16 protein-coding genes are annotated in these 23,232 nt (G+C 36.3%); 6 read left to right on the top strand and 10 right to left on the bottom strand.

The genetic code is table 11. The features are described 5' to 3' along the window. Nucleotides 1-21 precede the first annotated feature (21 nt). Nucleotides 22-1,437, top strand: coding sequence for a UDP-N-acetylmuramate--L-alanine ligase (gene murC / locus AAHI99_RS01145; RefSeq protein ID WP_342227864.1), 1,416 nt, complete (start codon nucleotides 22-24; stop codon nucleotides 1,435-1,437). Between the two features lie 116 nt (nucleotides 1,438-1,553). Beyond that, a complete protein-coding gene (gene murB, locus AAHI99_RS01140; protein WP_342227863.1) occupies nucleotides 1,554-2,432 on the top strand; it encodes a UDP-N-acetylmuramate dehydrogenase in 879 nt (292 codons plus the stop codon). 85 nt (nucleotides 2,433-2,517) lie between these two features. Here murB and AAHI99_RS01135 read toward each other — a convergent pair whose 3' ends face one another. The 5 genes from AAHI99_RS01135 to rph form a co-directional block, all read right to left on the bottom strand. Next, nucleotides 2,518-4,074, bottom strand: a complete 1,557-nt coding sequence (locus AAHI99_RS01135; RefSeq protein ID WP_342227862.1) for a hydantoinase/oxoprolinase family protein — start codon at nucleotides 4,072-4,074, stop codon at nucleotides 2,518-2,520. Beyond that, nucleotides 4,061-5,107, bottom strand: coding sequence for a DUF917 domain-containing protein (locus AAHI99_RS01130; protein WP_342227861.1), 1,047 nt, complete (start codon nucleotides 5,105-5,107; stop codon nucleotides 4,061-4,063). Before AAHI99_RS01130 ends, AAHI99_RS01135 begins: the two co-directional genes overlap by 14 nt. Nucleotides 5,108-5,160: 53 nt before the next feature. After that, nucleotides 5,161-6,513, bottom strand: coding sequence for a hypothetical protein (locus AAHI99_RS01125; protein WP_342227860.1), 1,353 nt, complete (start codon nucleotides 6,511-6,513; stop codon nucleotides 5,161-5,163). A 387-nt stretch (nucleotides 6,514-6,900) separates the two neighbouring features. Then, nucleotides 6,901-8,466, bottom strand: coding sequence for an APC family permease (locus AAHI99_RS01120; RefSeq protein ID WP_342227859.1), 1,566 nt, complete (start codon nucleotides 8,464-8,466; stop codon nucleotides 6,901-6,903). Nucleotides 8,467-8,983: 517 nt separating this feature from the next. Beyond that, nucleotides 8,984-9,703: a ribonuclease PH gene (gene rph, locus AAHI99_RS01115; RefSeq protein WP_342227858.1), complete on the bottom strand. Its 720-nt coding sequence runs from the start codon at nucleotides 9,701-9,703 to the stop codon at nucleotides 8,984-8,986. Nucleotides 9,704-9,799: 96 nt separating this feature from the next. Between rph and AAHI99_RS01110 the strand changes: the two genes are divergently transcribed. The 3 genes from AAHI99_RS01110 to AAHI99_RS01100 all read left to right on the top strand — a co-directional run bounded on the left by AAHI99_RS01110 (nucleotide 9,800) and on the right by AAHI99_RS01100 (nucleotide 11,901). After that, complete coding sequence (locus AAHI99_RS01110; RefSeq protein WP_342227857.1) at nucleotides 9,800-10,666, top strand: YicC/YloC family endoribonuclease; 867 nt, start codon at nucleotides 9,800-9,802, stop codon at nucleotides 10,664-10,666. A gap of 3 nt (nucleotides 10,667-10,669) precedes the next feature. Further along, nucleotides 10,670-11,287: a guanylate kinase gene (gene gmk / locus AAHI99_RS01105; protein ID WP_342227856.1), complete on the top strand. Its 618-nt coding sequence runs from the start codon at nucleotides 10,670-10,672 to the stop codon at nucleotides 11,285-11,287. A 65-nt stretch (nucleotides 11,288-11,352) separates the two neighbouring features. Beyond that, nucleotides 11,353-11,901 (top strand): phospholipase D family protein, encoded by a 549-nt coding sequence (locus tag AAHI99_RS01100; protein ID WP_342227855.1) that lies wholly within the window; start codon nucleotides 11,353-11,355, stop codon nucleotides 11,899-11,901. A 52-nt stretch (nucleotides 11,902-11,953) separates the two neighbouring features. On the opposite strand, the gene AAHI99_RS01095 is transcribed toward AAHI99_RS01100, so the two are convergent. The 4 genes from AAHI99_RS01095 to AAHI99_RS01080 form a co-directional block, all read right to left on the bottom strand. After that, on the bottom strand, nucleotides 11,954-13,363 hold the full coding sequence (locus AAHI99_RS01095; protein WP_342227854.1) for an LbtU family siderophore porin: 1,410 nt from the start codon (nucleotides 13,361-13,363) through the stop codon (nucleotides 11,954-11,956). Between the two features lie 75 nt (nucleotides 13,364-13,438). Beyond that, nucleotides 13,439-16,522 (bottom strand): efflux RND transporter permease subunit, encoded by a 3,084-nt coding sequence (locus AAHI99_RS01090; RefSeq protein ID WP_342227853.1) that lies wholly within the window; start codon nucleotides 16,520-16,522, stop codon nucleotides 13,439-13,441. A gap of 75 nt (nucleotides 16,523-16,597) precedes the next feature. Beyond that, complete coding sequence (locus AAHI99_RS01085) at nucleotides 16,598-17,749, bottom strand: efflux RND transporter periplasmic adaptor subunit (RefSeq protein ID WP_342227852.1); 1,152 nt, start codon at nucleotides 17,747-17,749, stop codon at nucleotides 16,598-16,600. Between the two features lie 12 nt (nucleotides 17,750-17,761). Then, complete coding sequence (locus AAHI99_RS01080) at nucleotides 17,762-19,270, bottom strand: efflux transporter outer membrane subunit (protein ID WP_342227851.1); 1,509 nt, start codon at nucleotides 19,268-19,270, stop codon at nucleotides 17,762-17,764. A 254-nt stretch (nucleotides 19,271-19,524) separates the two neighbouring features. Between AAHI99_RS01080 and AAHI99_RS01075 the strand changes: the two genes are divergently transcribed. After that, a complete protein-coding gene (locus AAHI99_RS01075; RefSeq protein ID WP_342227850.1) occupies nucleotides 19,525-20,427 on the top strand; it encodes a DMT family transporter in 903 nt (300 codons plus the stop codon). A 156-nt stretch (nucleotides 20,428-20,583) separates the two neighbouring features. Here AAHI99_RS01075 and pepN read toward each other — a convergent pair whose 3' ends face one another. Continuing rightward, on the bottom strand, nucleotides 20,584-23,223 hold the full coding sequence (gene pepN, locus AAHI99_RS01070) for an aminopeptidase N (RefSeq protein ID WP_342227849.1): 2,640 nt from the start codon (nucleotides 23,221-23,223) through the stop codon (nucleotides 20,584-20,586). Between the last annotated feature and the right edge of the window lie 9 nt (nucleotides 23,224-23,232).

Below are 23,232 nucleotides of genomic sequence, written 5' to 3'. Positions count from 1 at the left end.
TCAGAACAAAGGTTTGTAGACATGAAAATCCCTTTTGTTGACCATCAAATGGGACGTATACAACACCTCCATTTCGTAGGAATTGGCGGTGCTGGCATGGGTGGTATTGCTGAAATCTTATTAAATGAAGGTTACATTATTTCCGGTTCTGATCTTCAAGAAAATGCCATGACTCAACACCTGAGAAAATTAGGCACTGAGATCCAATTGGGTCATCACGAAAAACACATACGTGATGCCGATGTAATTGTTTATTCTAGTGCAGTATCCCCCGATAATGTAGAAATTGTGGCTGCACGTAACGCGCTAGTACCCGTCGTTCCAAGGGCCTTGATGCTCGCTGAATTGATGCGTTTTCGTTATAGTGTTGCTGTTGCAGGAACGCACGGAAAAACAACCACAACAAGTTTAGTTGCAAGCTTACTAGGAGAAGGGGGATTAGATCCAACGTTTGTTATTGGCGGCAAATTGAATAGCACCAGTACACATGCACGTTTAGGCGCTGGCCGTTATTTAGTCGCTGAAGCCGATGAAAGTGATGCTTCTTTTCTCTATTTAAAACCCATGATTGCTATCGTGACTAATATCGATATGGACCATATGGGAACTTATGATGGTAATTTTCAGCAACTAAAAAAAAGCTTTTTGGAATTTTTATGGCATCTACCTTTTTATGGTTTAGCCATTATGTGCTGTGATGATCCATTTGTCCGATCGATCTTACCTGATATTATGCGTCCTATTATCACCTATGGATTTAGTGAAGATGCTGATATTCGTATCACTTCTTTTCAGCAAAAAGGGATTAAAAATTACTTTACCGTCAATCGGCCGAAGAAGAAACCGCTCGATATAACTTTAAACCTTCCTGGCGAACACAATGCTTTAAATTCATTAGCTGCTATTGCCGTTGCTTCCGAACTCGGCATTAAAGACGATGTGATACTGGGTGCTTTATCTCATTTCAGTGGTGTCGATCGACGTTTTCAAATATTAGGAAAACTAAAATGCCGACAAGGACATGCTTTATTGATAGATGATTATGGGCATCATCCACGTGAGATTGCTGCTACTTTAAAAGCCATTCGTAGCGCATGGCCTGACCGACGTTTAGTCATGACTTACCAACCGCACCGTTACACTCGAACACGCGATTTGTTTGCAGATTTTGTAGAAATTTTATCTGAGGTTGATCGTTTGCTCTTGCTAAATGTTTACTCGGCTGGAGAAATACCCATACCTGGCGCAGATAGCGCCGATTTATTAGAATCCATACGTTTAAATAATCAATCAAGTCCTATCCATATCGAAGATAAAGAAAATCTTACTCAAACTTTAGATGAAGTTATTCAGGACGGTGATGTTCTGCTATTACAAGGTGCAGGCGATATTGGCAGTATTGCACAAAAACTAGCACTCTCAATTGATAATGAATAGACTTTTCGCATTTGAATTTTTGACTGCCGCTTAACTCGCAATCCTTATGTGTTCTGAATAAACGAAGGTTGCCATTACGCGGTAAACTTCAAAAAAACCTACTGTGAGTCCAATTTATGCAAAATTTACGCGGTCAACTTATAGAAAACGCAACACTGGCCGAATATTCTTCATGGCAAGTCGGTGGTAAGGCAGATCGTCTGTACAAACCTGCTGATATGAACGATCTAATTCACTTTATTAAACAGTTACCTAAACAAGAACCTTTATTTTTTTTAGGTTTGGGAAGCAATACACTGATACGCGATAATGGCATCAAAGGTACCGTTGTTGTCACACAAGGTGCCCTAAAAAAATTAAAAAGTATCGACGCTGTGACGCTTTATGCAGAAGCAGGAGTCGCTTCGCCAGCCTTCGCTCGATTTTCAGCAAGAAAAAATTTAATCGGCGCTGAATTTTTAGCGGGTATTCCTGGTACTATTGGCGGCGCTTTGGTCATGAATGCAGGATGCGATGGCGCTGAAACCTGGAATATAGTCAAGTCAGTCCTAACTATTAATCGTCAAGGCGAAAAAAAAATTCGTTATCCTAATGAATATGAAATTACTTATCGGAGTGTCAGTGTATTTCCAAATGAATTTTATTTGGCTGCTGAATTTGAATTAAAACCAGGGAATAAAGAAAAAGCATTAAGTAAAATTCGCTCTTTACTTAAACATCGTGCAGACACTCAACCTACTAACGAACCAAATTGCGGCTCGGTGTTTCGCAATCCTCCTGGCGATTATGCAGCACGCTTGATCGAAGCGTGTGGGCTCAAAAGTTTAACTATTGGTGATGCCACAATATCGCACAAGCATGCTAATTTTATTATTAATAATGGCCATGCCAGTGCTACTGATATTGAAGCCTTAATTGAAAAAATTGCTGACTGTGTTTTCCACAAATTTCATATTCGCTTAATACCTGAAGTGCGTATTATCGGCGAAGCTTAGTATAGACCACATTAGACCCTACATTGGAGCAATTACACGATAATGTTGAGTTAACATTGCAATTTTAAGTCGCCACATAATGTAATCAAAAAGAGGAATTCTTGCATGGACCTGCTGCCATCATATACACCAGTGTCATTTGATTTGGCATATAAAATAACGGCAATAATTTTTTTTCAATAAGACGTACCTTATGACGTTTAGATCCATTGGCTATAGCTATTTTTTTTACTTCCCTTTCCAGTGTTTGCAATTTTTTTTCTGGATCCTTATCTAAACAAATGATCCTGCTGATTACACCAGAAATCTCAGCCAATGCTGCACCATAAGCGTTTGCAACATTATAGTGCTTGGGACGGATAAAACGATTATCTAAGAATTCATTTGGTATAATTTGTGCGCCACCACCAACTAATATAATAGGTAAATTTCGATTAGAATTTATTGAATCTACAACTTCCAGAATTTTTTTAATACTAAATTGCATAATTGCTTTGGCTTGGTTTTTATCGATTTTGATAGTATGATTTTTTGGTAATAACGTCTCATTTAAAATATTTCCAATATCAAAAAATGTCAGGTAATTTCCACCAACCGATTGGCTTTCAGAAAAAATCGCAGCACCTAAACTACCATTCGGTACATAGCCTTCGGATGTGTGATTAAAGATACTCCCCCCACCCAAGGCAAGAATTTTTAAATGCGGTAAAGTAAAACTTAACGGCAAATCAGCGATACGAGCACATTGACTACTTAAATGAGGAAATGCATTTTCTACAATACCAATGTCGGTAGAAGTTCCACCTATGTCAACAACAATAGCATTCTGTAAACCAGTTAATTTACAACCCCCCACTAATGAATTGGTCGGACCAGAAGAAATTGTTTTTAAAGGAAATTGTATGGCTTCATCAAAAGAAATTAAAGTCCCATTGTTTTGTGTCATATGAAACTGACAAATAAAACCAAGTTCATTAAAACATTGTGAAAAACTGCTAATGCTATTACTCATTGTTTTTTTAAGCGCGGTATTAATTAATGTATTGTTTTCTCTTTGTATAAAGCCAAGGCTTCCAAGTTGGTGTGATAAAGTAATAGGAACATGGGTTTTAAAGTGTTCTCGAATTACAGTTTCAGCAAAACATTCATCTTCATAATACAGTGGTGAGAAAACAGCAATAATCCCTATCGCTTCAGCACCGCCAGATAAAAGTTTAGTCACTGCCAAAATGATGTCAGCAGCTTTTAAACTAGAAATTGCTCGATTATCTAATTCCCGCCCTCCTGAAATAGTTTCATATCCAGAAAAAATAGCCGTACGAACCTTACTCGGAAATTCGTATGCGGGTGGTAATTCAGGGGAATGGCCAGCAATCCGAAGGATTCCTACCTTGTAAAGCGAATTTAAGTTTAGCAGAGCATTTATTGCAATGGTTGTACCAATATGTATTCCCAGGCAGTTTTTTGGATCAATATCGTAGGTCGATATAAGCTCTAGAATACCTGTTTTTATTGATTGTTCGAGTGGAGCAACTATAGGCAGTTTATAAGAAAAAAGTAAATTTGCTTTGCTATCGACAACTGCAAAATCGAGTGTCGTTCCTCCCACATCAATACCCAATTTATACTTAATTGCTTTCATTTTGCAGCTCCAAATTAAAAATTTTATAATTAACAAATTTTTTATGATTTGAATGCTGCCAAAATGGTGGAGGCTCAAATACAATAACTTTCACTTTAATTCCAAAACGCAATATGTCAGTAGTAACAACACAGCCGGTTTGTTCATCAACGAGAGTAATAATTTCGGGACTTGATGCTAAAACATTTTTATTTTGCATGGCCAACAAAAATTCATTCTGATAGTAAATAATAAGCGAAGTATGCTGGGTTTTAATAGTTACATAACCAGTGAGAAAACCCTCTTTTATCGTGTGAATAACGTGATCGATTGTCCCGATTGCAATAATTTTTCCACCCATCAACGTTAATGCTTTTTCAGAATCCGTTGCAAATTCAGAGACCTTTAGACCGATTTTAAGCGCTCGCGTTATACTCCCTTGAATAATATATTCATTTGCCTGTTCCGCAAAAAATAAATAAATAGCCACGACTGCCGCAGAACCAAAATTTATTGCTATATCACGCAATAATCTTTCTAAAAGCTGTGTATTTTGCTTGATTTTAAGCCTAACGAAATTTCCGACACAATCGGCAATGTAAGTAGATAAAAAATTGGTTTTATGTAAAACAGCCGGTTTAGTCATATTGGTTTTTGGAAAAGCTCGACCCATGAAGTCACCATCCAAAACAGGTAAATTGTACTTTGCAGCCAATAACAAGGGGGATAAAGCATTACTCCCTCCTATTTCAGCAGGCATCAATACAATTCGACGGCCTGGAAAGTCTTGCTTGATTTGCTTATAAATTTCCTCAAACGGAATTAAGTTTGGTATTTTCTCCAAAAAGACAAGGGGTGCACCCAGCAACCCTAGAGGTACAATTAAATCGCTATTATCTAACTCATAAGTGGAAATGATATCAACTGTATTGTATTTATTAAAATAATACTCAACAAGATTTAATAGAATTTCTGGATTTCCACCACCGCCGGAGCCTAATATACTTGCTCCAAAACTTAATGGCTTAAGCTGTTTTAATTCTAATTTAAACATAATGATTCCTAAAAAATTCGAGTTTGAAATTAATTAATGAATACAATAAGGAGTTAATAAGATGAATTTATTGTATTACCGGTCGCTAAATATATATGTTTAGCATGTAAACACGTTTCTTTTTTAATTTTAATTTCTTCATTCTGCTTTTCGGGATCAAATCTAAAAATTCCATATTTATAGGCTACTGTTAAGTTTGTATTGTATGATTCCTTGGTTCCTTCAAAGCCTCCTGTTTTTTTAAAATACGCATCGTTATCATATTCAGCATTGTTGAATTTGCTATCTGATATTTCAAATATTTTTTCTTGATTAAAAATTTTTGAACATTCCTCCACCCCTGGTCCCTCCGCCGATCTAGGAATTTGTCGATGTGCAGCGCCAATCACGCCTAACAATGTACAGATATCAAGTTTTTTAAACTGTTCTATAAATTTATCTGAATCAGATTCGTAAAAGCAACTACTGGTAATTTCTGGCAACTTCTTAATTAAATAACTATGAATTGCGATCACGATAGCCATTTCATTTTTGAGCTCGGGTGTTTCTTCTAAAAGACCTAAAAAGTGTAGTTTTTTTTCTGGCTGGTTTGCTTCTTCTGAAAGATCAGGTGGTTGATAACGGTAAAATAACGTAAATTCTTCATAGTTATTGCTAGTATTCGCACAATCATTAGGCTTGACAGAAACTTTAAGTTCGTCTGTAGCTTTATTAATTTTTGTTGAAAATCGCGTTAAATGAATAATCAGCAATACATTATTTTTTAAAATATAATTTACAAAAAAAAGAAAACTTAAATAACATGGTATAGCATATAAACGCCTCCTATCACTCTTAATATAAATTGAATTTTCTTTTTTAAGAAAAAATTTAATTAAATGATTTTTAGTTAAATTTTCATTTTTATCTTTTAAAAATTTAATATCTTTCTCAGAGATATTCTGTTTAGCTATAGCAAATGAGCTTCGTATGCCTCTATTACTAATTTTTCCATTATTAGGTTTTTTTAATTTTTTTATTATTTCTTCTAGAGCTTTTTTAATGCAAAGTTTTTCGGAAGAGATTTTTCCATTTTGATCTATTTCTGGAGATTTTGCCGATGTCAAAAACATACAGTCATTTTTATAATTTTTATTTTCTATTTCTTTTCGTTTTTCTATTTCTTTTTGTTTTTGCTTTTGTTTTCTTTTTCTTTTTTTCTTTTGCTTTTTCTTTTGCTTTTGGTTTTGTTTTTGCTTTTGCTTTTGCCTTTCCTTTTCCTTTTCCTTTTTGTAAATATCGTATAACACGATAGTATGAATTTGACATTGAGTATCACCCACCAAAGGATCTGGAAATAAATTTTGTGATATATTTACATTAGAATTTTCGGTAGAGCGCTCGTAATTTTCTAAATTATTAGGCATAGAATATCTCCATAAAATATTTTTTATTTAAAAATTTTTTATATGATTGATTTTAATAGCTGTCTAAAATTGACATGCGCCATTTTTTTAAAACGTAGTATTAACTATGATTTAAATAATTAATCGAAGATCGAAGGTAGATATGCCTTACGGCATTGGAAAAAAAATAAAAGATAATAAATGTAACTTAGAATAATTTTGTATATAGAAAAGAAAATTTTTCATAGAAGGCGTCGCTTTAGCTGAATTTAATTATGCGCCTGCAAGCTGAATGTCAAATTGGCGCGAACGAAAATAATTATGACATTCTTGTATAAAAAAACAAGTTTTTTATACAAGATAAAACACATTTATTAGTTTAGAATCCATTCACACTATTTTTTGAATTCATAAATCTTGTAATTGTTTATTCATCAATGTAAATGATTCTTCCTCAGCTTGATCTCTAACTAAGCAGTATTGAGATAAATAAAGCATCAATATACTAAAAGGAAGTATTACTAACATGCCCAATGGAAATTTTAACCGACCTATCCCACCAAAGGGACCTAAATAAGAAAATAATAATAAAATAGATAGATAAGAAAAAAACCAAACTAAACTAAAATTTTTGTTCCAAAAACGGCGCTTTTGATAACAAAGATAGATAATAAACCCCACTAAAATAGCAATATAAAGTTTCCATATCACCGAAAATCCGCACCAATAAAGCATTAAATTTGCTACATAGAATGCAATATGACAAATAATTAAACTTGCGGATAATCTAAATGGACGATGTTGCTCAGGTTGCATTTTACGTAATGCTAACAAGCAAATAGGTCCTATCCCATACGAAAGTATGCTTGCCGAGGATAAAAAAGCCACCATTTTTTGCCAACCGGGAAACGGCAAAAAAGCACAAATTCCAACGAAAAAATTTGCATAAAGCGTAACATACGGGATTTGATAGCGATTAAGTTTTAAAAAAAATGGCGGTAAATGTTTATTTAATGCCATACCATATAAAATTCGCGAGGTAGCAGCAGTGTAAACTAATGTCGTGCCTATAGGAGAAAATGCCGCATCAAATAGCAATAATACCGCCACTACACTAAGACCTAACAACAAGCATAAACCAACTAATGGACCACTATCACCGGGAAAACTAAGATGCTGCCAGCCTTGCTGTAGATAAGTTTGCGGAACTGCCATTAAAAAACTTAACTGCAACATAAAATAGAGAATAAACCCAACTAACACAGCACCTAAAATGGCAATAGGAATACTTTTTTGCGGATTCTTAACTTCCCCTGCTAGCATCAACCCATTTTGAAAACCGGTAAATGCAAAAGCTATACCACCCGCAGATAAAGCTGAGAATATATCTATCCAGCTCGCTTTATTAGTTAAATCAAAGCTGATATTTTGCAAAGTAGGAGAAACATGTATTAAAGCAGCAATAGCAATTGACGGTAAAAGGAATTTCACAATGCTGGCATATTTATTACATTCTGCTAAGAATTTAATGCCGTAGCTGTTCAGCAGCACAATAAAAAACATGATCACGACCGCTACAAGATATCCCGTGTGCGACAACTTAAAATAACTAGCTTCTTTGATCAACAAACAAGGAAAGAAATGACTGCTATATTGCAAAATGGCCTGGATTTCTATCGGCGTCATCACCACATACGCCAACCATGTGACCCAAGAAAATAAAAACCCTACTTCTCTGCCATGCGTATAGGTCGGATAATTAGACAAGCCTCCGGAAATCGGCAGCATAGTCCCCAATTCGCATAACGGTAGGGCTATGAATAACATAAAAACTGCTGCTATCATCCAACTAATGAGCGCATTCGGCCCAGCCATCTGCGCGCCAGTAAAAGGCGTAAATAGCCAAGCAGAACCTATCATGCCACCCGCCGCAGCAATTAAGATATTAGTCGTGGAGATATCACGCTTTAACAATTGTTAAATCCTTTTGCAAATAGATAAATTTAGTCCTAAATCGATAGTAATAGTTTAGCAATTATTCAAAAATTTATTCTTTAAATATCTTTTATTATGGCAATATTTAAAAGGTATAGGTGACGTTATTGAATCTGATGTAATTTTGTACAAACTGCTTATTTATTAAACGTAGGTTTTTTTTCGATTCTTACTTGCAAACTTAAATTCAAATTTGCATTGGGTCCTGCTAAAAAAATTTTAGAATAACCATTAAATCTTAATTTTTTAATATTCTCATCGCCTACTTCAGATAATATTTTTTGTTCTTCTTCTTTTTTAACTTTTAAATATTCTGCGTGTTTTGTTAAAGCTGGTAAGCGGTATTTTTCAAGAACACAAAATTTGAGCGTAGTATCACGCTTTAAATATAATAATTTAAAGTGTAATGCGTAATTATTAAGAAAAACTTAAGTACTAGTTTAATAGTTACAAAAAACTAATTTTTGAATTGATTTTAAATAATTTTTTTTAGTTTTCATTTAATTGCTAAAACTTCTGTTTGTTTTTTGAACAGTTGATTTATTCCTTTTTCAGCTACAGCTAACATTTGATCCAGTTGTAGTTTAGAAAACGCATTTTTTTCAGCTGTGGCTTGTACTTCCAATATGCCGCCCTGCTCTGTCATTATGACATTCATATCCGTTTCAGCTTGGGAATCTTCTGCATAATCAAGATCTAAGATCACTTGTCCGCGGTAGATTCCTACTGATACTGCAGCAACAAGAAACCGTAGTGGATCGTGTGTCAATTCACCTTTTTGTTTCATTACGTTTAAAGCATCTCTCAATGCGACACTCGCACCGGTAATAGCGGCGGTTCGAGTTCCCCCATCGGCTTGAATCACATCACAATCTAAAAAGATAGTATTTTCACCTAATTTTTTCATATCAACACTTACACGTAAAACGCGACCAATTAGACGCTGAATTTCTAAACTTCGACCGGTTTGCTTCCCTCTACTTGCCTCTCGTTCAGAACGAGTATGTGTTGCACGAGGTAACATCCCATATTCTGCCGTAATCCAACCTTGGTCTGAACCTTTTAAAAATTTTGGTACGCCGGGTACCACACTGGCTGTACAAATTACTTTAGTATTACCAAATGCTACCAACACCGAACCTTCAGCATAGTGTGTATAGGAACGCGTTAGCTTGATGACTCGAAGCTCGTCAAAAGCACGTTGTGTCGCACGCATGATTACTTTCCTTTTATAAAACTAGATTTTATTTGCAGAGTGATTAAAATAGAATCGGTAAAAATAGGCATTATACTTTTTAACCTGAAAAATACCATGACCAATAGCATGACGGCTTTTGCCAGAAAAGAAAAACAAGCCGAATGGGGTCAAGCTGCTTGGGAAGTTCGTAGCGTCAATCATCGTTATTTAGAAATCGTTCTCTCTCTACCTGATACCTTTAGTCATCTAGAACCCTTAATCCGAAAACAAATGCAAGCACGCTTACAACGCGGCAGAGTCGAAGCAAAGTTACGGTATAAACCCTATATCAATAAAGCGATGCCGATTGAGATCGATGAAGAATTAACCCAGTCTCTTATCGGTGCCTATAAAAAAATTGCGTATCTTGCCCATACCAACACGTCTTTAAATCCTGGAGAATTATTGCGTTGGCCACAATTACTTAAATTCCCTGAATTAAATACTGAAGTAATACAGCCCGAATTAATGAGCTTATTTTCTGAAACCTTAGACGATTTTTGTAAAGTCCGTAGCATTGAAGGTAATGCTATTTTTGAGTTATTAAATCAACGTTTGATTAAGCTCGCAAATCTTACTCAACACATTCAAGCTCAATTACCGCATATTTTGAATTTACAACGTAAAAAGCTGCTGACTCGATTACATGAAATTAAAACCAGTTTAGACCCTAACCGTTTAGAACAGGAAATGTTATTATTTGCTCAGAAGACAGATGTCGCAGAAGAACTGGATCGTCTACAGATCCACCTGCATGAATTTAAGAATTTATTAGCGAAAACCCAAGCCCAAGGTAAACAACTTGATTTTTTATTACAAGAATTGAATCGTGAGGCAAACACCTTAGCGTCTAAATCACTAAATGCTGAACTGACCTTATCCGTGGTTAACATCAAGGTTTTGATAGAGGAAATGCGCGAACAAGTGCAAAATATCGAGTAAATTATGAATATACCAGGAACACTTTATATTATATCAGCACCTTCAGGCGGTGGAAAAACCAGTCTTGTTAATGCACTGTTAGAATCTGTCTCTAACTTAGAAGTTTCGATTTCCTATACTACACGCCCCCCGCGCCCGGGTGAAAAAGAAGGAGTAGATTACCACTTCATTGATCAACCAGAATTTAAACAACTTATTCAAAAAAAATCTTTGTTAGAACATGCTATCGTTTTCGGTCATTATTATGGCACATCGCTCGATTGGGTAACAAAAAAAATTAAAGCCGGGATCGATATTATCTTAGAAATTGATTGGCAAGGGGCGCAGCAAATTAGAGAAAAGATGCCTGAATCCATTGGAATATTTATCATTCCTCCTTCCTGGGAGGTATTAGAAAAAAGATTGCATCTTAGAGCACAAGATAAAAAAGACGTCATAAAAAAACGCATGGCTGATGCAAAGGCTGAATTAACTCATTATGATGAATATGATTATTTAATTGTGAACGAAAACTTTTCGAATGCTCTCGCCGATTTGAATGCTATCTTACGCGTAAGACGTTTACGCTGTAGTATACAAAAAAAAGAACTCGCACCTCTTTTAAAAACCTTGTTAACTTAATCTTTTAATTAACTGAAAATCAAATAGACTATAAACAACACTATTAATACTTAAAAAGAATATTTATGTTAAAAAAAATAATCTATGGTTTATTCTTATTCAGCGTTTGCTATATTTCCACCAGTTTAGCAATTAGCAACTCCAATACTTGCCCCAAAATCCAAGTTTGTTTTACGCCTGGCCAAAATTGCACGGCTGAAATAACAGATGTAATCGATGCTGCTAAACAATCAATTTTTGTCCAAGCCTACAGTTTTACTTCTGCACCCATTGCCGCTCATTTGGTTGCAGCAAAAAAACGCGGAGTCAAGGTCAATGTAATATTGGATAAAAGTCAAAAAAAGCAAAGATATAGTGCTTCTCGTTTTTTAGTTAACCAACATATTCCCTGTTGGATAGATTACAAACCCGCCATTGCACATAATAAAATTATGATCATTGATGAGAAAGAAGTTATTACAGGTTCATTTAATTTTACTCAAGCAGCGCAAAATAGAAATGCAGAAAATTTATTAATCATCAATGATAGGACATTAGCGACTATTTATTTAAAAAATTGGAACCGCCGTAGAGCCTTCTCAATGTACCTTAATCCTCAAACCTCAACAGCATAATTTTTTAAACGCGCTTTAAGATTTCAACTTAAAAATTTTTTTGGCTCAGCTGTTAAGCAAATTTAATACTGGCGCGTATCTGACCGACTGTGGATTTGTTGCCTGAGCCACCGGGAAAAATCGCAACTCCATTATCGCCGATCAATTGACCCTCTGCTAAGCTATAATCTTTATTTTGAAATATTGCCACGCCCACGTCAAACCATTGACTAACATTCATAAGATAATCAACGTAAATTCGCCTATTAGGTAAAATTCCTGCTAAATGTTTGGTTGCTTGGTAACCTACCGCTAGTCTGGTTTGTTTGGCGATAGCTGGAAAAGTCAACCCTAACTCGAAACCCCAAAGCTTGGGTTTATTAAAAAATGTAGGCAACAGCCCCGGAGTAAGGGGAGGAATTGGAAAAGCTAAAAAAAATGGTTTGGTAAAATTTCGTGTTGTAGCAATATAATGAGCATTAATATCTAAAGGACCCCATTGAAATTCTGCGTTTAGGTTATAAGCAGGAGCTTTCTGATCGGGTAACCCAGCAATGTTTGTTTGATTAGGATTAGGTACACCAGAAATAATACCTGCAACCTCTATGTTTCTATTTGTATAATAAGAGGATAAAAAATTAGTATCAGTAATACTCGCCACGTACCCGGCGTCGAAATTAAAACTACTAATACAATCAGTATAGGTATAGCCTAAATTGACTCCACCGTTTTGTATTCGACGCGTTGAACCCCCATCTGACAGCCTAGGTTGACCTGGGAAAGTATAAATAGAACCATACAGCCCGCTTGGCATGGTAAAACCTAACTGAATAGTAGTTGCATTGATTTCACTTAGTAATTGCGTAGGATTTTCACTGCTTACAAAACTATAAGGATCATAATTTCCAAAAGGGACATACTCTTTACCAATACGCAAATAAACTGGTGAAACATTAAAGTGCTGTAAGGTTGCATAGGCTGTATCAAGCTTAGTCTTACTAACCGGGTGATAGATTAAGAATGAGTTAGGTATTTCATAGACACCTTGCGCACCCGGAACACCCGTTAAGGATGTATACACCAGTGACATATTGGCTTTCATCCAATTATTAACACGTGTATCTATAAACAAATTAGCATTATTTAATATAAGATCACTAGCTCTATTACTTGTAAAATTAAAAGGAAAGCCTCGAAGAGATAATATATTTTCAAACGGAGTCACCCTTAAAAAAACAGGCGGTGTATTAGTTATATACGCATCGGAATTGATCCAACCACTCACATTAATTCGACACTTCCAACCACAGGGTTGGTCAAAACCGCCCGGTTGGTTTCTACCTAATAACCAGTCCATCTCATTAACTTGAGCCTGCATAACTTCTTGTTCGTAAGCGCTATCGATGACATAGATACCTGCAGCCAAGGCAGGACAGCTGACTCCTAAAGCTAACAAGGAAAAAATAACTAGCTTGAGTCTCATATCTACATCCCTATAAAAGATTCACAGTGTTGCTAAAGCTTAACAACTCTTGTTAAATATCTCAAATAAATAGACTTATCCATTTAATACCGGATCGCCTGGCAGATCACTTGCAGTATGAACGTGGTGATCCTGAGCTAATAATAAGTACATGGCAGGCACAACAAACAAAGTAAATAAAGTGCCGATAGAAATACCAGAAGCAATGACTAAGCCGATATTAAAGCGACTAATTGCGCCTGCGCCAGACGCTAAAATTAAGGGAATAACCCCTAAAACCATTGAAGCTGTAGTCATTAAAATAGGTCGGAGCCGAATGCCAGCAGCCATTTGAATTGCTTCCTGTTTTTTATGGCCTTCTTGTTGCAAATCATTTGCAAATTGCACAATCAAAATCCCGTGTTTACTAATTAAACCTATTAATGTCACCAAACCCACTTCAGTATAAATATTTAAACTCGCTCCCCCTACTCCTATACTTATAAAGATAAGTGCGCCACAAATTGACATTGGCACACTGATTAAAATAATTAATGGATCGCGAAAACTTTCGAATTGAGCTGCTAAACAAAGAAAGATAATAATTAGGGCTAAGAAAAAGGTTAAAATCAAAGCGCTGCTTTCTTGCTGATATTGACGTGATTGAGCTGCGTAATCCATATTGTAATTTTCCGGAAATATTTTTTTAGCTATTTTTTGCAACCCTTGTAATGCATCACCCATAGTGACACCCGGAAAAGGAACCGCTGAAATAGTTGCTGAATTAAGCTGCTGGAAATGATTAATTGATTCTGGCACCACAATAGTTTTTAATCGCGCAATTGTCGATAATGGAATCACTGCACCATTTGGAATCTTTAAATAATAATTCAATAATTGGTCGGCATTCAAACGCGACCCCCGCATCACTTGTGGAATAACTTGGTAAGATCGACCATCAAAATTAAAATAATTAATATAATTCTCACTCATCGCAGAGGCTAACAAATTCCCCACATCTGCCATCGTTAAACCCAGCTGCGATGCTTTATCACGATCGAGTTGTATTGCTGATTGAGGTTTATCTAATTTAAGATCGCTATCTAAATAAACAAAAAGTCCACTCTTACGCGCTTCGTCTAATAATGTTTGGGAAATGTCATTCAATTTTACATAATCATCGGTAGTAGTAATAACAAATTGCACAGGTAATCCACTACCTCCGCCAGGCAAAGAAGGTTTTTGAAAGGCAGCTACTCTTGCTCCTGCTATGCCATCAAATAAATGTTGTATCTGTGATTGGAGTTGATTAGTTGTGCGTTTGCGTTCATTCCATGGTTTAAAGACCATTCCACCAATACTGGTATTAAGTCCATTAACTCCATCTAATTGAAAGACATGATCGGTTTCAGGATAAGATTGAAAAATTTTGAATACTTGATTCGAATATAATTGTGTTTGCTGCAAAGTCGCATTAGGTGCTGCAGTTAGTAAGCTAATAATAAGCCCTTGATCTTCTTGAGGGGCTAGCTCATTTTTAGAAGTTGCATACAAAAAATAAATGCTACTTAAAATAATTAATGCAAATACTATGGTCACTTGAACATTCTTTAATGAACCTTGCAAAAGATGTTCATAATAATCACGTAATTTATCGAATTTTTCATCGATAAAACCAACAAAACCTCTGTGTTGATCCTTAACACTCGGCTTTAAGGAGAGAGAACACATCATGGGAGAAAGTGTTAAGGCAATAATTGCAGAAATTCCAACCGCTCCGGCTAATGTGAAAGCAAATTCAGTAAATAATGCGCCGGTTAACCCCCCCATAAAACCGATTGGTACATAAACCGCAATTAAAACCACAGAAATTGAAATAATAGGAATAGCTAACTCGCGTGCACCTTTAATAGCCGCTTCGACAGGCGATTGACCCGATTCAATATGCCGATAAATATTTTCTACAATAATAATTGCATCATCGACAACCAACCCTATGGCTAATACCAAGGCCAACAAAGTGAGTAAATTGATTGTATAGCCCAATAACAACATTATAAAAAATGCACCTATTAAGGATAGGGGCATAGCAATCACTGGAATAATTACTGAGCGAAGAGAACCCAAAAACAAAAAGATAACTAACGTAACAATCACTAAGGCTTCTATCAAACTGGTCATCACCTCATGGATAGAACTATTGATATAACGACTTTCGTCATAAACAATCTTTCCATTTAAACCCCGCGGCAGCTGTGCAGTAATGCCCGGCATGGCTTTCCGTATATTTTTGATAACAGAAAGTACATTTGCGGTGGGTGCCACTTTAATGCCTATATATACGGCCGGTTTATTATCAAACTTTACGGTAGTATCATAACTTTGCGAACCTAGAGTCACTTTGGCAACATCTCTTAAACGTATAATGGCGCCATTTTGTGCTTTGACAATTAAATTCTGAAACTGTTCTACGTTGTTTAATCCTGTATTTACGGTTAAATCGACTGTAACCATATCACCTTTAGTGCGTCCAACAGCCGCAATAAAATCATTGTTAGCTAATGCCTTGGCCACATCATCAGCACCTAAACCATAGGAAGCTAATTTGGCTGGATCTAACCAGGCACGAAGTGAAAATAAATGCTGTCCGACGATTTCAGCTTGCTGAACACCATTTACAGCTTGTAATTTCGGTTGTACCACTCGAATCAAATAATCGGTAATTTGATTGCTGGCTAACTTAGGACTATAAAACCCGATATACATGGAGTCGATCGTTTCACCAATCGCTATATTTAATGTCGGTTGTTGAGATTGTTTAGGCAATTGATTGATAACAGCATTAACTTTGGTATTAATTTCAGTTAATGCTTTATTCGGATCGTAATTCAGTAACAAATTAGCTTGTATCGAACTACTACCTTGTGTACTACTTGAAGTTAAATAATCAATTCCTTGTGCCTGTGCAATAGAATTTTCTAAAGGGGTTGTGATAAATCCAGCAACTAAAGCGGGATCTGCACCAGTGTATACCGTAGAAACGGTTATCACTGCATTCTCAGTATAAGGATATTGTCGAACCTGAAGTAAAGTTAACGAACGTATTCCTAGCACCAAGATTAATAAACTAATCACTGTTGCTAACACAGGTCGCTGAATAAAAATATCCGTAAAGCGCATAAAAACAGCTATCCTTAAACTAAAACAAGCTCATTTTATTAAAAAAATGGCTTATACAACTTCCTTTCTGTTTCATTATTCATCAATAGCTATCGGTGCAGGATTATTATTCGGTACCACAGAATTATTAATCACCACACTACTGCCATTTTTAAGTTTGAGTTGCCCGCTAGTTACAATCATTTCACCTTCTTTTAAACCACCCAAGATAGCAATTTGATCGCCGCGTTTCTCGCCCGTTGTCACAAAAGTTTGTAGTACGGTAAGTTGTGGTTTTCCACTTTTATCGTTTCCTTTTTGTTGCACGATATAAGCTATCTCTCCATAAGGATTAAAGCTGATCGCTGTTTGTGGCAAAGTTAAGTATTGTTTCATTGGATCGGTTTGTACTTCAGCTGAAACAAACATACCAGGATATATTTCAGACTGTGGATTTGCGATGGTCGCTTCAATCTGCACATTCCGTGTATTAACATCCACAATAGGATTGATGGTAGTCACTTTTCCAGTAAAAATTTTATCTGGGTAGGTGTCTGTTTTAATGTTAACTATAGATCCTATATGTAATTGCGCTAACTTTTGCTGTGGAATAAAAAAATCAGCGTAAAGTGGATCTAAGGCTTGCAAAGTAACGACTTGATCACCCGGATTTAGATATTGACCTACGTTCACAGTCGAAACACCTAAGCGACCAGTAAAAGGGGCTTTTAAGGTTTTTTTAGCAACAATGGCTTCTTGTTGAGCTACTTGTGCTTGCAAATTCTTTAGATTTTGCTCATCGGTATCAAGCACAGCTTTACTGATTGCTTTGACAGCAAATTGTGCACTATCACGATGATATATAATTTCAGCTAATTTCTCTTGTGCTTCTAATGAATGCAATAATGCTATATCTGAGTCCGCATTGAGTTGTACTAAAACATCTCCCTCTTTAACCTCCGCCCCTGGTTTCAAATAAACTGTGCGCACTAATCCGGCTAACTCTGTGGTGACATACACACCGTTCACGGATCGCATACTGCCATAGGTCAAAATCTTTGGTTGCCACCATGAATAATGAACACGCATGGCGGAAACCGTGACGACGGGTGCAGTATTCTTTTGCATCGCATGTCGAATAAAGAGATGCTTAATAGTTTGATAACCGAAAACCAGAATAAAAAGCACTCCGACACTGATCAACATAATGATCATGGGTCTATTAAAATGCTTTTTTAATCTATGCATGATTGTGATCCTCTACTGGCAATTCGAGTTCCACCATCCACCCCCTAAAGCTTGAAATAAAGCAGCTGTATCTGCATATCGACTGGCTTCTGCTTGTACCAAACTAATACGCGTTTGCTGATATTGACGTTGTGCATCTAATAATGAAAGGTAACTTACACCCCCTAAATAAAATTGTTGTTTAACCAAATACAAATTAGCATAAGCCGCTGTTTCAGCCTGTTTTTGTGCGCGCATTTCACAAGCATCCGCTTCTATTGCCCGTAACGTATCCGCTACATTTTTAAAAGCCTGTAGCACAACTTCTCGATACTGGGCAGCAGCAGCATCATAAGCAGCAATAGCCGCACGACGTTCAGCAAGTAAAGCACCACCACGAAATAACGGTTGAAATAATGCCCCACCAATATTCCACAAATTGCTTTGCGAACCAAACACTTGACTACCCACAGAATTAGATTTACCCCAAGAACCACTGAGCGTAAATTGTGGATATAGATTAGCCGTAGCGACACCTATTTGAGCATTAGCCGCTTCCCACAATGCTTCAGCCGCACGTACATCAGGTCTCTGTCGAACTAAGGCAGAAGGTACACTCAATGGCAGTTTAGTCGGTAAATGCAATTCATTTAAATCCAAAAAGGGAACGATATGTCTTTCACTAGGAAAAGCACCGACTAAAATAGCTAGCAAATGACGTGTTTGTGCCCAATTTTTTTCTAAGGGCGGTAAAGTTGCTTTAGTTTGCGCCAATTGTGTTTGTTGTGCGACCACCTCGATTTGTGAAACACCTCCTAGATCAAATTGTTTTTTTATGATCGCCAATTGTTGAGCTTGTTCTCGGATCAATTGCTTAGTAACACAAATTTGTCTATGCAAAGAGGCTATGGTAATTGCGGTGGTCACAATATTGGACGTTAAACTCAGATATGCCGCGCGAAGTTCAAAATATTGATATTCTACTTGGGATTGCAAACCTTGTATTTGCCGGCGCATTCCTCCAAAAAAATCAAGCAGATAAGAAGCATTGACTGAAGCATTGAACAGATTAAATACTGATGAAGGAATCCCACTGGTAGTTACTGAGTTATTCGTGGCGTTGGAGGAATTAAAAAACCCTGTATTAGAACCACGTTGTGCTGTCACTTGGGCTGCGATATTTGGAAACAAATTATTTCCTATACCCGCACTTAGATTTTCCTGTGCTTCAAGTAAAGTCGCTTTAGCCGCTCGCAAATTGGGACTGTTGGTTATACCCTGGCAAATGAGTTTATTTATTTTAGGCGAATGAAATAAACGCCACCATTCTGCGGAAATGGTTTTAGCCTGAATAAACTGCTGTGACGCCCCTCCATGACCTGGCGCGTTGGCAGTTTTACAAGGCCAAGGAGGTTTTGTATAATGATTTACTTTTGGAGGCTCAGGTGATGCAAAATCAGGTCCCACCAGGCAAGCACTGAGACTACCCAACATCATGGCAATCATGGAAAATTGATAACAGCTCCTGTAGAAAACCCACATTTAATATTTGTCCATTTTTACTCTGTTTTGTATACACATTTTTCTTAATGTGTACTTTCATATCATAGACGATATTTTTAGAACTTAGTTGAAAATCGAAATCAATTCTGTCTCTTTCACGCCTAATCAAGCTGATATAAAACTTATCAGTATACTCACAACAAACTATGCTTTAATTAAATAATCAGAAGCCGCTTTACTCTTTGGTAATTTTAAAGAATAAACAACCTGCTTCTCTTATTGGAGCTTAATTTATGGTCAAATATCTAAAAAGAATTGGTTCAGAAAAAAAGCGTCAACTTGCTCTATTGTATTTAGTAATAGGCGCTGTAGCCATAGGTTTTGCTCCTATTTTTGTCCGATTAAGCGAAGTTGGCCCCATTGCGACAGGATTTTGGCGAGTGGCTATTGCTTTTCCAATTTTAACCTTACTTTCCATAGGACAAGGCTATACACGTCCCGATGATAGTCATGTGCCCCTTTTAAAAGATTATCTTTGGTTATTATTTTCTGGTGTTTTATTTGGCGGCGACCTAGCCACATGGCATCTTTCTATTCAATATACCACCATCGCCAACTCGACTTTAATTGCTAACTTTTCGCCTATCCTTATCGCTTTATGGGGATGGATTGTTTTACGCAGACCACCACAAAAAAAATTAGTAATTGGTTTATTATTAGCCATTTTAGGTATAGCTGTTTTAATCCATCCTAGCTTACATATGGACAAAAATATCCGCATTGGTGATGGGTTGGCTTTTATCACTGCTTTTTTCTATGCCGGATATTTATTAGTACTGAATCGTGCACGTAAAAAATTTACTGCCTTTTCAAGTATGGCGATATCAACTTTTGCCAGCATGCTTACCTTGCTTATCATCACTTGTCTCTCCGGCGAGCTTGCAATGCCGCAAACAGAAACCGCTTGGATCATCTTATTTGCTTTAGCATTGTTTGCGCATATTTTAGGGCAAGGATTAATTGCTTATGCCTTGCCCTATTTACCAGTTACCTTTTCATCAACCGCTTTGCTTATCCAACCGATGGTCGCGGCCATGGCAGGTTGGTACTTTTTTGCAGAGTATCTAGGTTTTAGTCAAATGATTGGCATGCTAATCGCCTTAGTCGGTATCTTTTTAGCCAAACAAACCATTTAGGATGTATTTACAATTGCACACAATGATGGCTAAAAAGAATCGTTTTTCTGCGTTTCGTTACTCACATACTCGTGTATGCTCCGTTACGATACTCAAAACAATTCTTCTTCGCTCATCCTAATCTTCAAAAATTTAAATACGAAAGTATAAAATAATTTATAGCAAGCTCTTACTCACCATCTCAAACACATCTGAAGAAAGTCCTGGTATTTTGATAAGTTTCTCTAGCTGTTCGCGCATCAAAGTCTGCCGACCCGCATCAAAACGCTTCCACTGTGTAAAAGATTTTACCAAGCGTGCGGCTATCTGAGGATTTATAGGATCAAGATGTTGTATTTGTTCACTTAAAAATAAATAACCCACACCGGAACGATCGTGAAATTGACTCCGGTTTTCTGAACAAAAAACACCAATCAGCGATCGAATTTTATTTGGATTCTTATAATCAAAAGCAGGATGCTCTAGTAATTTTTTAACCTGATGTAAGGTATCTGGCAGTGGAGCGCGTGCTTGTATGGCCAACCATTTGCAAACCACCAAAGAATTAGCCGAATTGTTTTCATAAAACTCTTTTAAAAAACGATCTCTTTGCGATAAATTATGATTAACAATTTCACTCAATGCCACAATCCGATCAGTTAAATTATCAGCTTTCCTATAATGTTCGACACAAAGATGATGCACACTAGGATCTTGCAATAACATGAGATAAGTTAAACTTATGTTCGCTAGACGTCGATTGGTTACCGATTGTTTATCAAAAACATAAGGCTCTAAATCATGACAACTTTGATAGCAATGTAAAAAATTATTTTCTAGTTTTTTAGCTAACTGAAAACGTAACCATTCTCTTTCTTCGTGAATACCATCAATATCAATGATAGGCATTTGTTCTGCCAAAGAAGCTTCGCTCGGTAAACTCAATAGCTCGGCTAATAAATCCTTACTGTCCTGATTGTCATCTGCAAATAGAATTTTATATCCCTTAATCAGTTGATTGACTGCTGAATCTTCCGCAGCAGCTGAGGATTGAATACGGCTTAATACAATTCTATTGGCCAATTCCTGCGTAGCATCCCAGCGATTAAAGCCATCGGTATCAGATTGCATTAAAAAAGCAAGATCCTCATCAGAATATTTAACCTTCAATTTTACAGGAGCAGAAAAATTTCTTAATAAAGACGGTATAGGTTTAGCATCGACATTAACAAATTGAAAAACATGCTCAGATTCTCTAAGCTTTAATGTACATTGTGTTCCCATTGATGTTGCATCGCCGACTAATTGTAAATCAATTGGATGACCCTCTGGATTCAATAAAGCCATGACTACAGGAATATAAAAAGGTTTCTTAGTTATTTGGCCTGGTGTAGCAGGACAATGTTGTTTAAGAATCAAATCAAACGTTTTGTCTTCGAATGAATAATGATAATCAATCTGTAATTCAGGTGTTCCAGATTGCTTATACCAACGACGAAATTGTTGCAGATCATAACCACTTCCTTTTTCGATTGATTTAACAAAATCTTCTATAGTGACTGCCTGTCCATCATGAGAAGTAAAATAATCATCCATACCTTTACGAAATAATTTTGGACCAACTAAGACCTTCATCATACGAATGATTTCAGCACCTTTTTCATACACGGTCATGGTATAAAAATTATTGATTTCCATATAAGAATCAGGCTGCACGGGATGTGCTAAAGGGCCCGCATCTTCTGCAAACTGCATAGCTCTTAATTGTCTTACCGTATTGATTCGCTCAGCCGCCGGATTACCGATCGATTCACTAAATTCCTGTTCACGAAAAACGGTTAATCCTTCTTTAAGACTTAATTGAAACCAATCGCGACAGGTAATCCGATCACCCGTCCAATTATGAAAGTATTCATGACCTACCACTTTAGTAATATAACTATAATCTGCATCAGTCGCTGAATTCGGATCCGCCAAAATAGTCTGTGCATTAAAAATATTAAGTCCTTTATTTTCCATTGCACCCATATTGAAATCATCGATAACAGCAATCATAAATATGTCTAAATCATATTCACGACCATAAGCTTGTTCATCCCAAAGCATGGCTTTTTTTAACGATTCCATCGCGTGATAACATTTATTTTTCTCACCTCTTTCTGAAAAAATTTGTAATTTTATTTTTCGTTGCGATTGAGTTGTGAATTCATCTTGTATATGTTCTAAATCACCCGCAACTAATGCAAATAAATAACTAGGTTTTTTGAAAGGATCATGCCAGGTAATGGAATGTTGATTATTTCCTAAATCCTGCGTTGCGATATTATTTCCGTTAGATAACAAAATGGGATATTTCGTTTTGTCAGCGATAATAGTAGTTGTATAGCGCGCTAATACATCCGGTCTATCTAGAAAATAAGTGATACGACGAAAACCTTCTGCCTCACATTGAGTACAAAAAATTCCTCGAGAAACATACAATCCACTTAATGCAGTATTTTCCTTAGGTTTAATTCTAGTTTCAATCTCAAGATTAAATTGATCAGGCACTTGAGGGATAACTAATTCCTGATCCTTAAGTTGATATTCTTTAGTTGATAAAGATCGACCATCGAGTTTAATAAAAACCAATTCACAATTCTCGCCCTGCAAAATCAACGGTTTATTTTTATTTTCTGGTGTCGAATCACGAATGATCGTCAAACGTGAATTAACTTGAGTCAAATTTTCATTTAACTTAAAGGTTAATTCAACCGTATTTATTAAAAAGTTAGGTGGGGTATAATCGTTAAGGAAGGTAGTTTTTACTTCAGTCATTTTATTACC

The organism is Rickettsiella endosymbiont of Rhagonycha lignosa (genome assembly GCF_964031165.1).
In the GTDB taxonomy this organism is placed as follows: Bacteria; Pseudomonadota; Gammaproteobacteria; order Diplorickettsiales; family Diplorickettsiaceae; genus Aquirickettsiella.
Note: the sequence above shows the minus strand (reverse complement) of the source record. Positions and strands in the feature narration are given on the sequence as shown.

Coding starts and splice junctions, on each gene's coding strand:
- murC (WP_342227864.1), top strand. CDS start 22: ATGAAAATCCCTTTTGTTGACCATCAAATGGGACGTATACAACACCTC.
- AAHI99_RS01125 (WP_342227860.1), bottom strand. CDS start 6,513: ATGCCTAATAATTTAGAAAATTACGAGCGCTCTACCGAAAATTCTAAT.
- AAHI99_RS01075 (WP_342227850.1), top strand. CDS start 19,525: ATGGTCAAATATCTAAAAAGAATTGGTTCAGAAAAAAAGCGTCAACTT.
- AAHI99_RS01090 (WP_342227853.1), bottom strand. CDS start 16,522: ATGCGCTTTACGGATATTTTTATTCAGCGACCTGTGTTAGCAACAGTG.
- AAHI99_RS01080 (WP_342227851.1), bottom strand. CDS start 19,270: ATGTGGGTTTTCTACAGGAGCTGTTATCAATTTTCCATGATTGCCATG.
- AAHI99_RS01100 (WP_342227855.1), top strand. CDS start 11,353: ATGTTAAAAAAAATAATCTATGGTTTATTCTTATTCAGCGTTTGCTAT.
- AAHI99_RS01095 (WP_342227854.1), bottom strand. CDS start 13,363: ATGAGACTCAAGCTAGTTATTTTTTCCTTGTTAGCTTTAGGAGTCAGC.
- AAHI99_RS01135 (WP_342227862.1), bottom strand. CDS start 4,074: ATGAAAGCAATTAAGTATAAATTGGGTATTGATGTGGGAGGAACGACA.
- AAHI99_RS01085 (WP_342227852.1), bottom strand. CDS start 17,749: ATGCATAGATTAAAAAAGCATTTTAATAGACCCATGATCATTATGTTG.
- AAHI99_RS01130 (WP_342227861.1), bottom strand. CDS start 5,107: ATGTTTAAATTAGAATTAAAACAGCTTAAGCCATTAAGTTTTGGAGCA.
- gmk (WP_342227856.1), top strand. CDS start 10,670: ATGAATATACCAGGAACACTTTATATTATATCAGCACCTTCAGGCGGT.
- murB (WP_342227863.1), top strand. CDS start 1,554: ATGCAAAATTTACGCGGTCAACTTATAGAAAACGCAACACTGGCCGAA.
- pepN (WP_342227849.1), bottom strand. CDS start 23,223: ATGACTGAAGTAAAAACTACCTTCCTTAACGATTATACCCCACCTAAC.
- rph (WP_342227858.1), bottom strand. CDS start 9,703: ATGCGTGCGACACAACGTGCTTTTGACGAGCTTCGAGTCATCAAGCTA.
- AAHI99_RS01110 (WP_342227857.1), top strand. CDS start 9,800: ATGACCAATAGCATGACGGCTTTTGCCAGAAAAGAAAAACAAGCCGAA.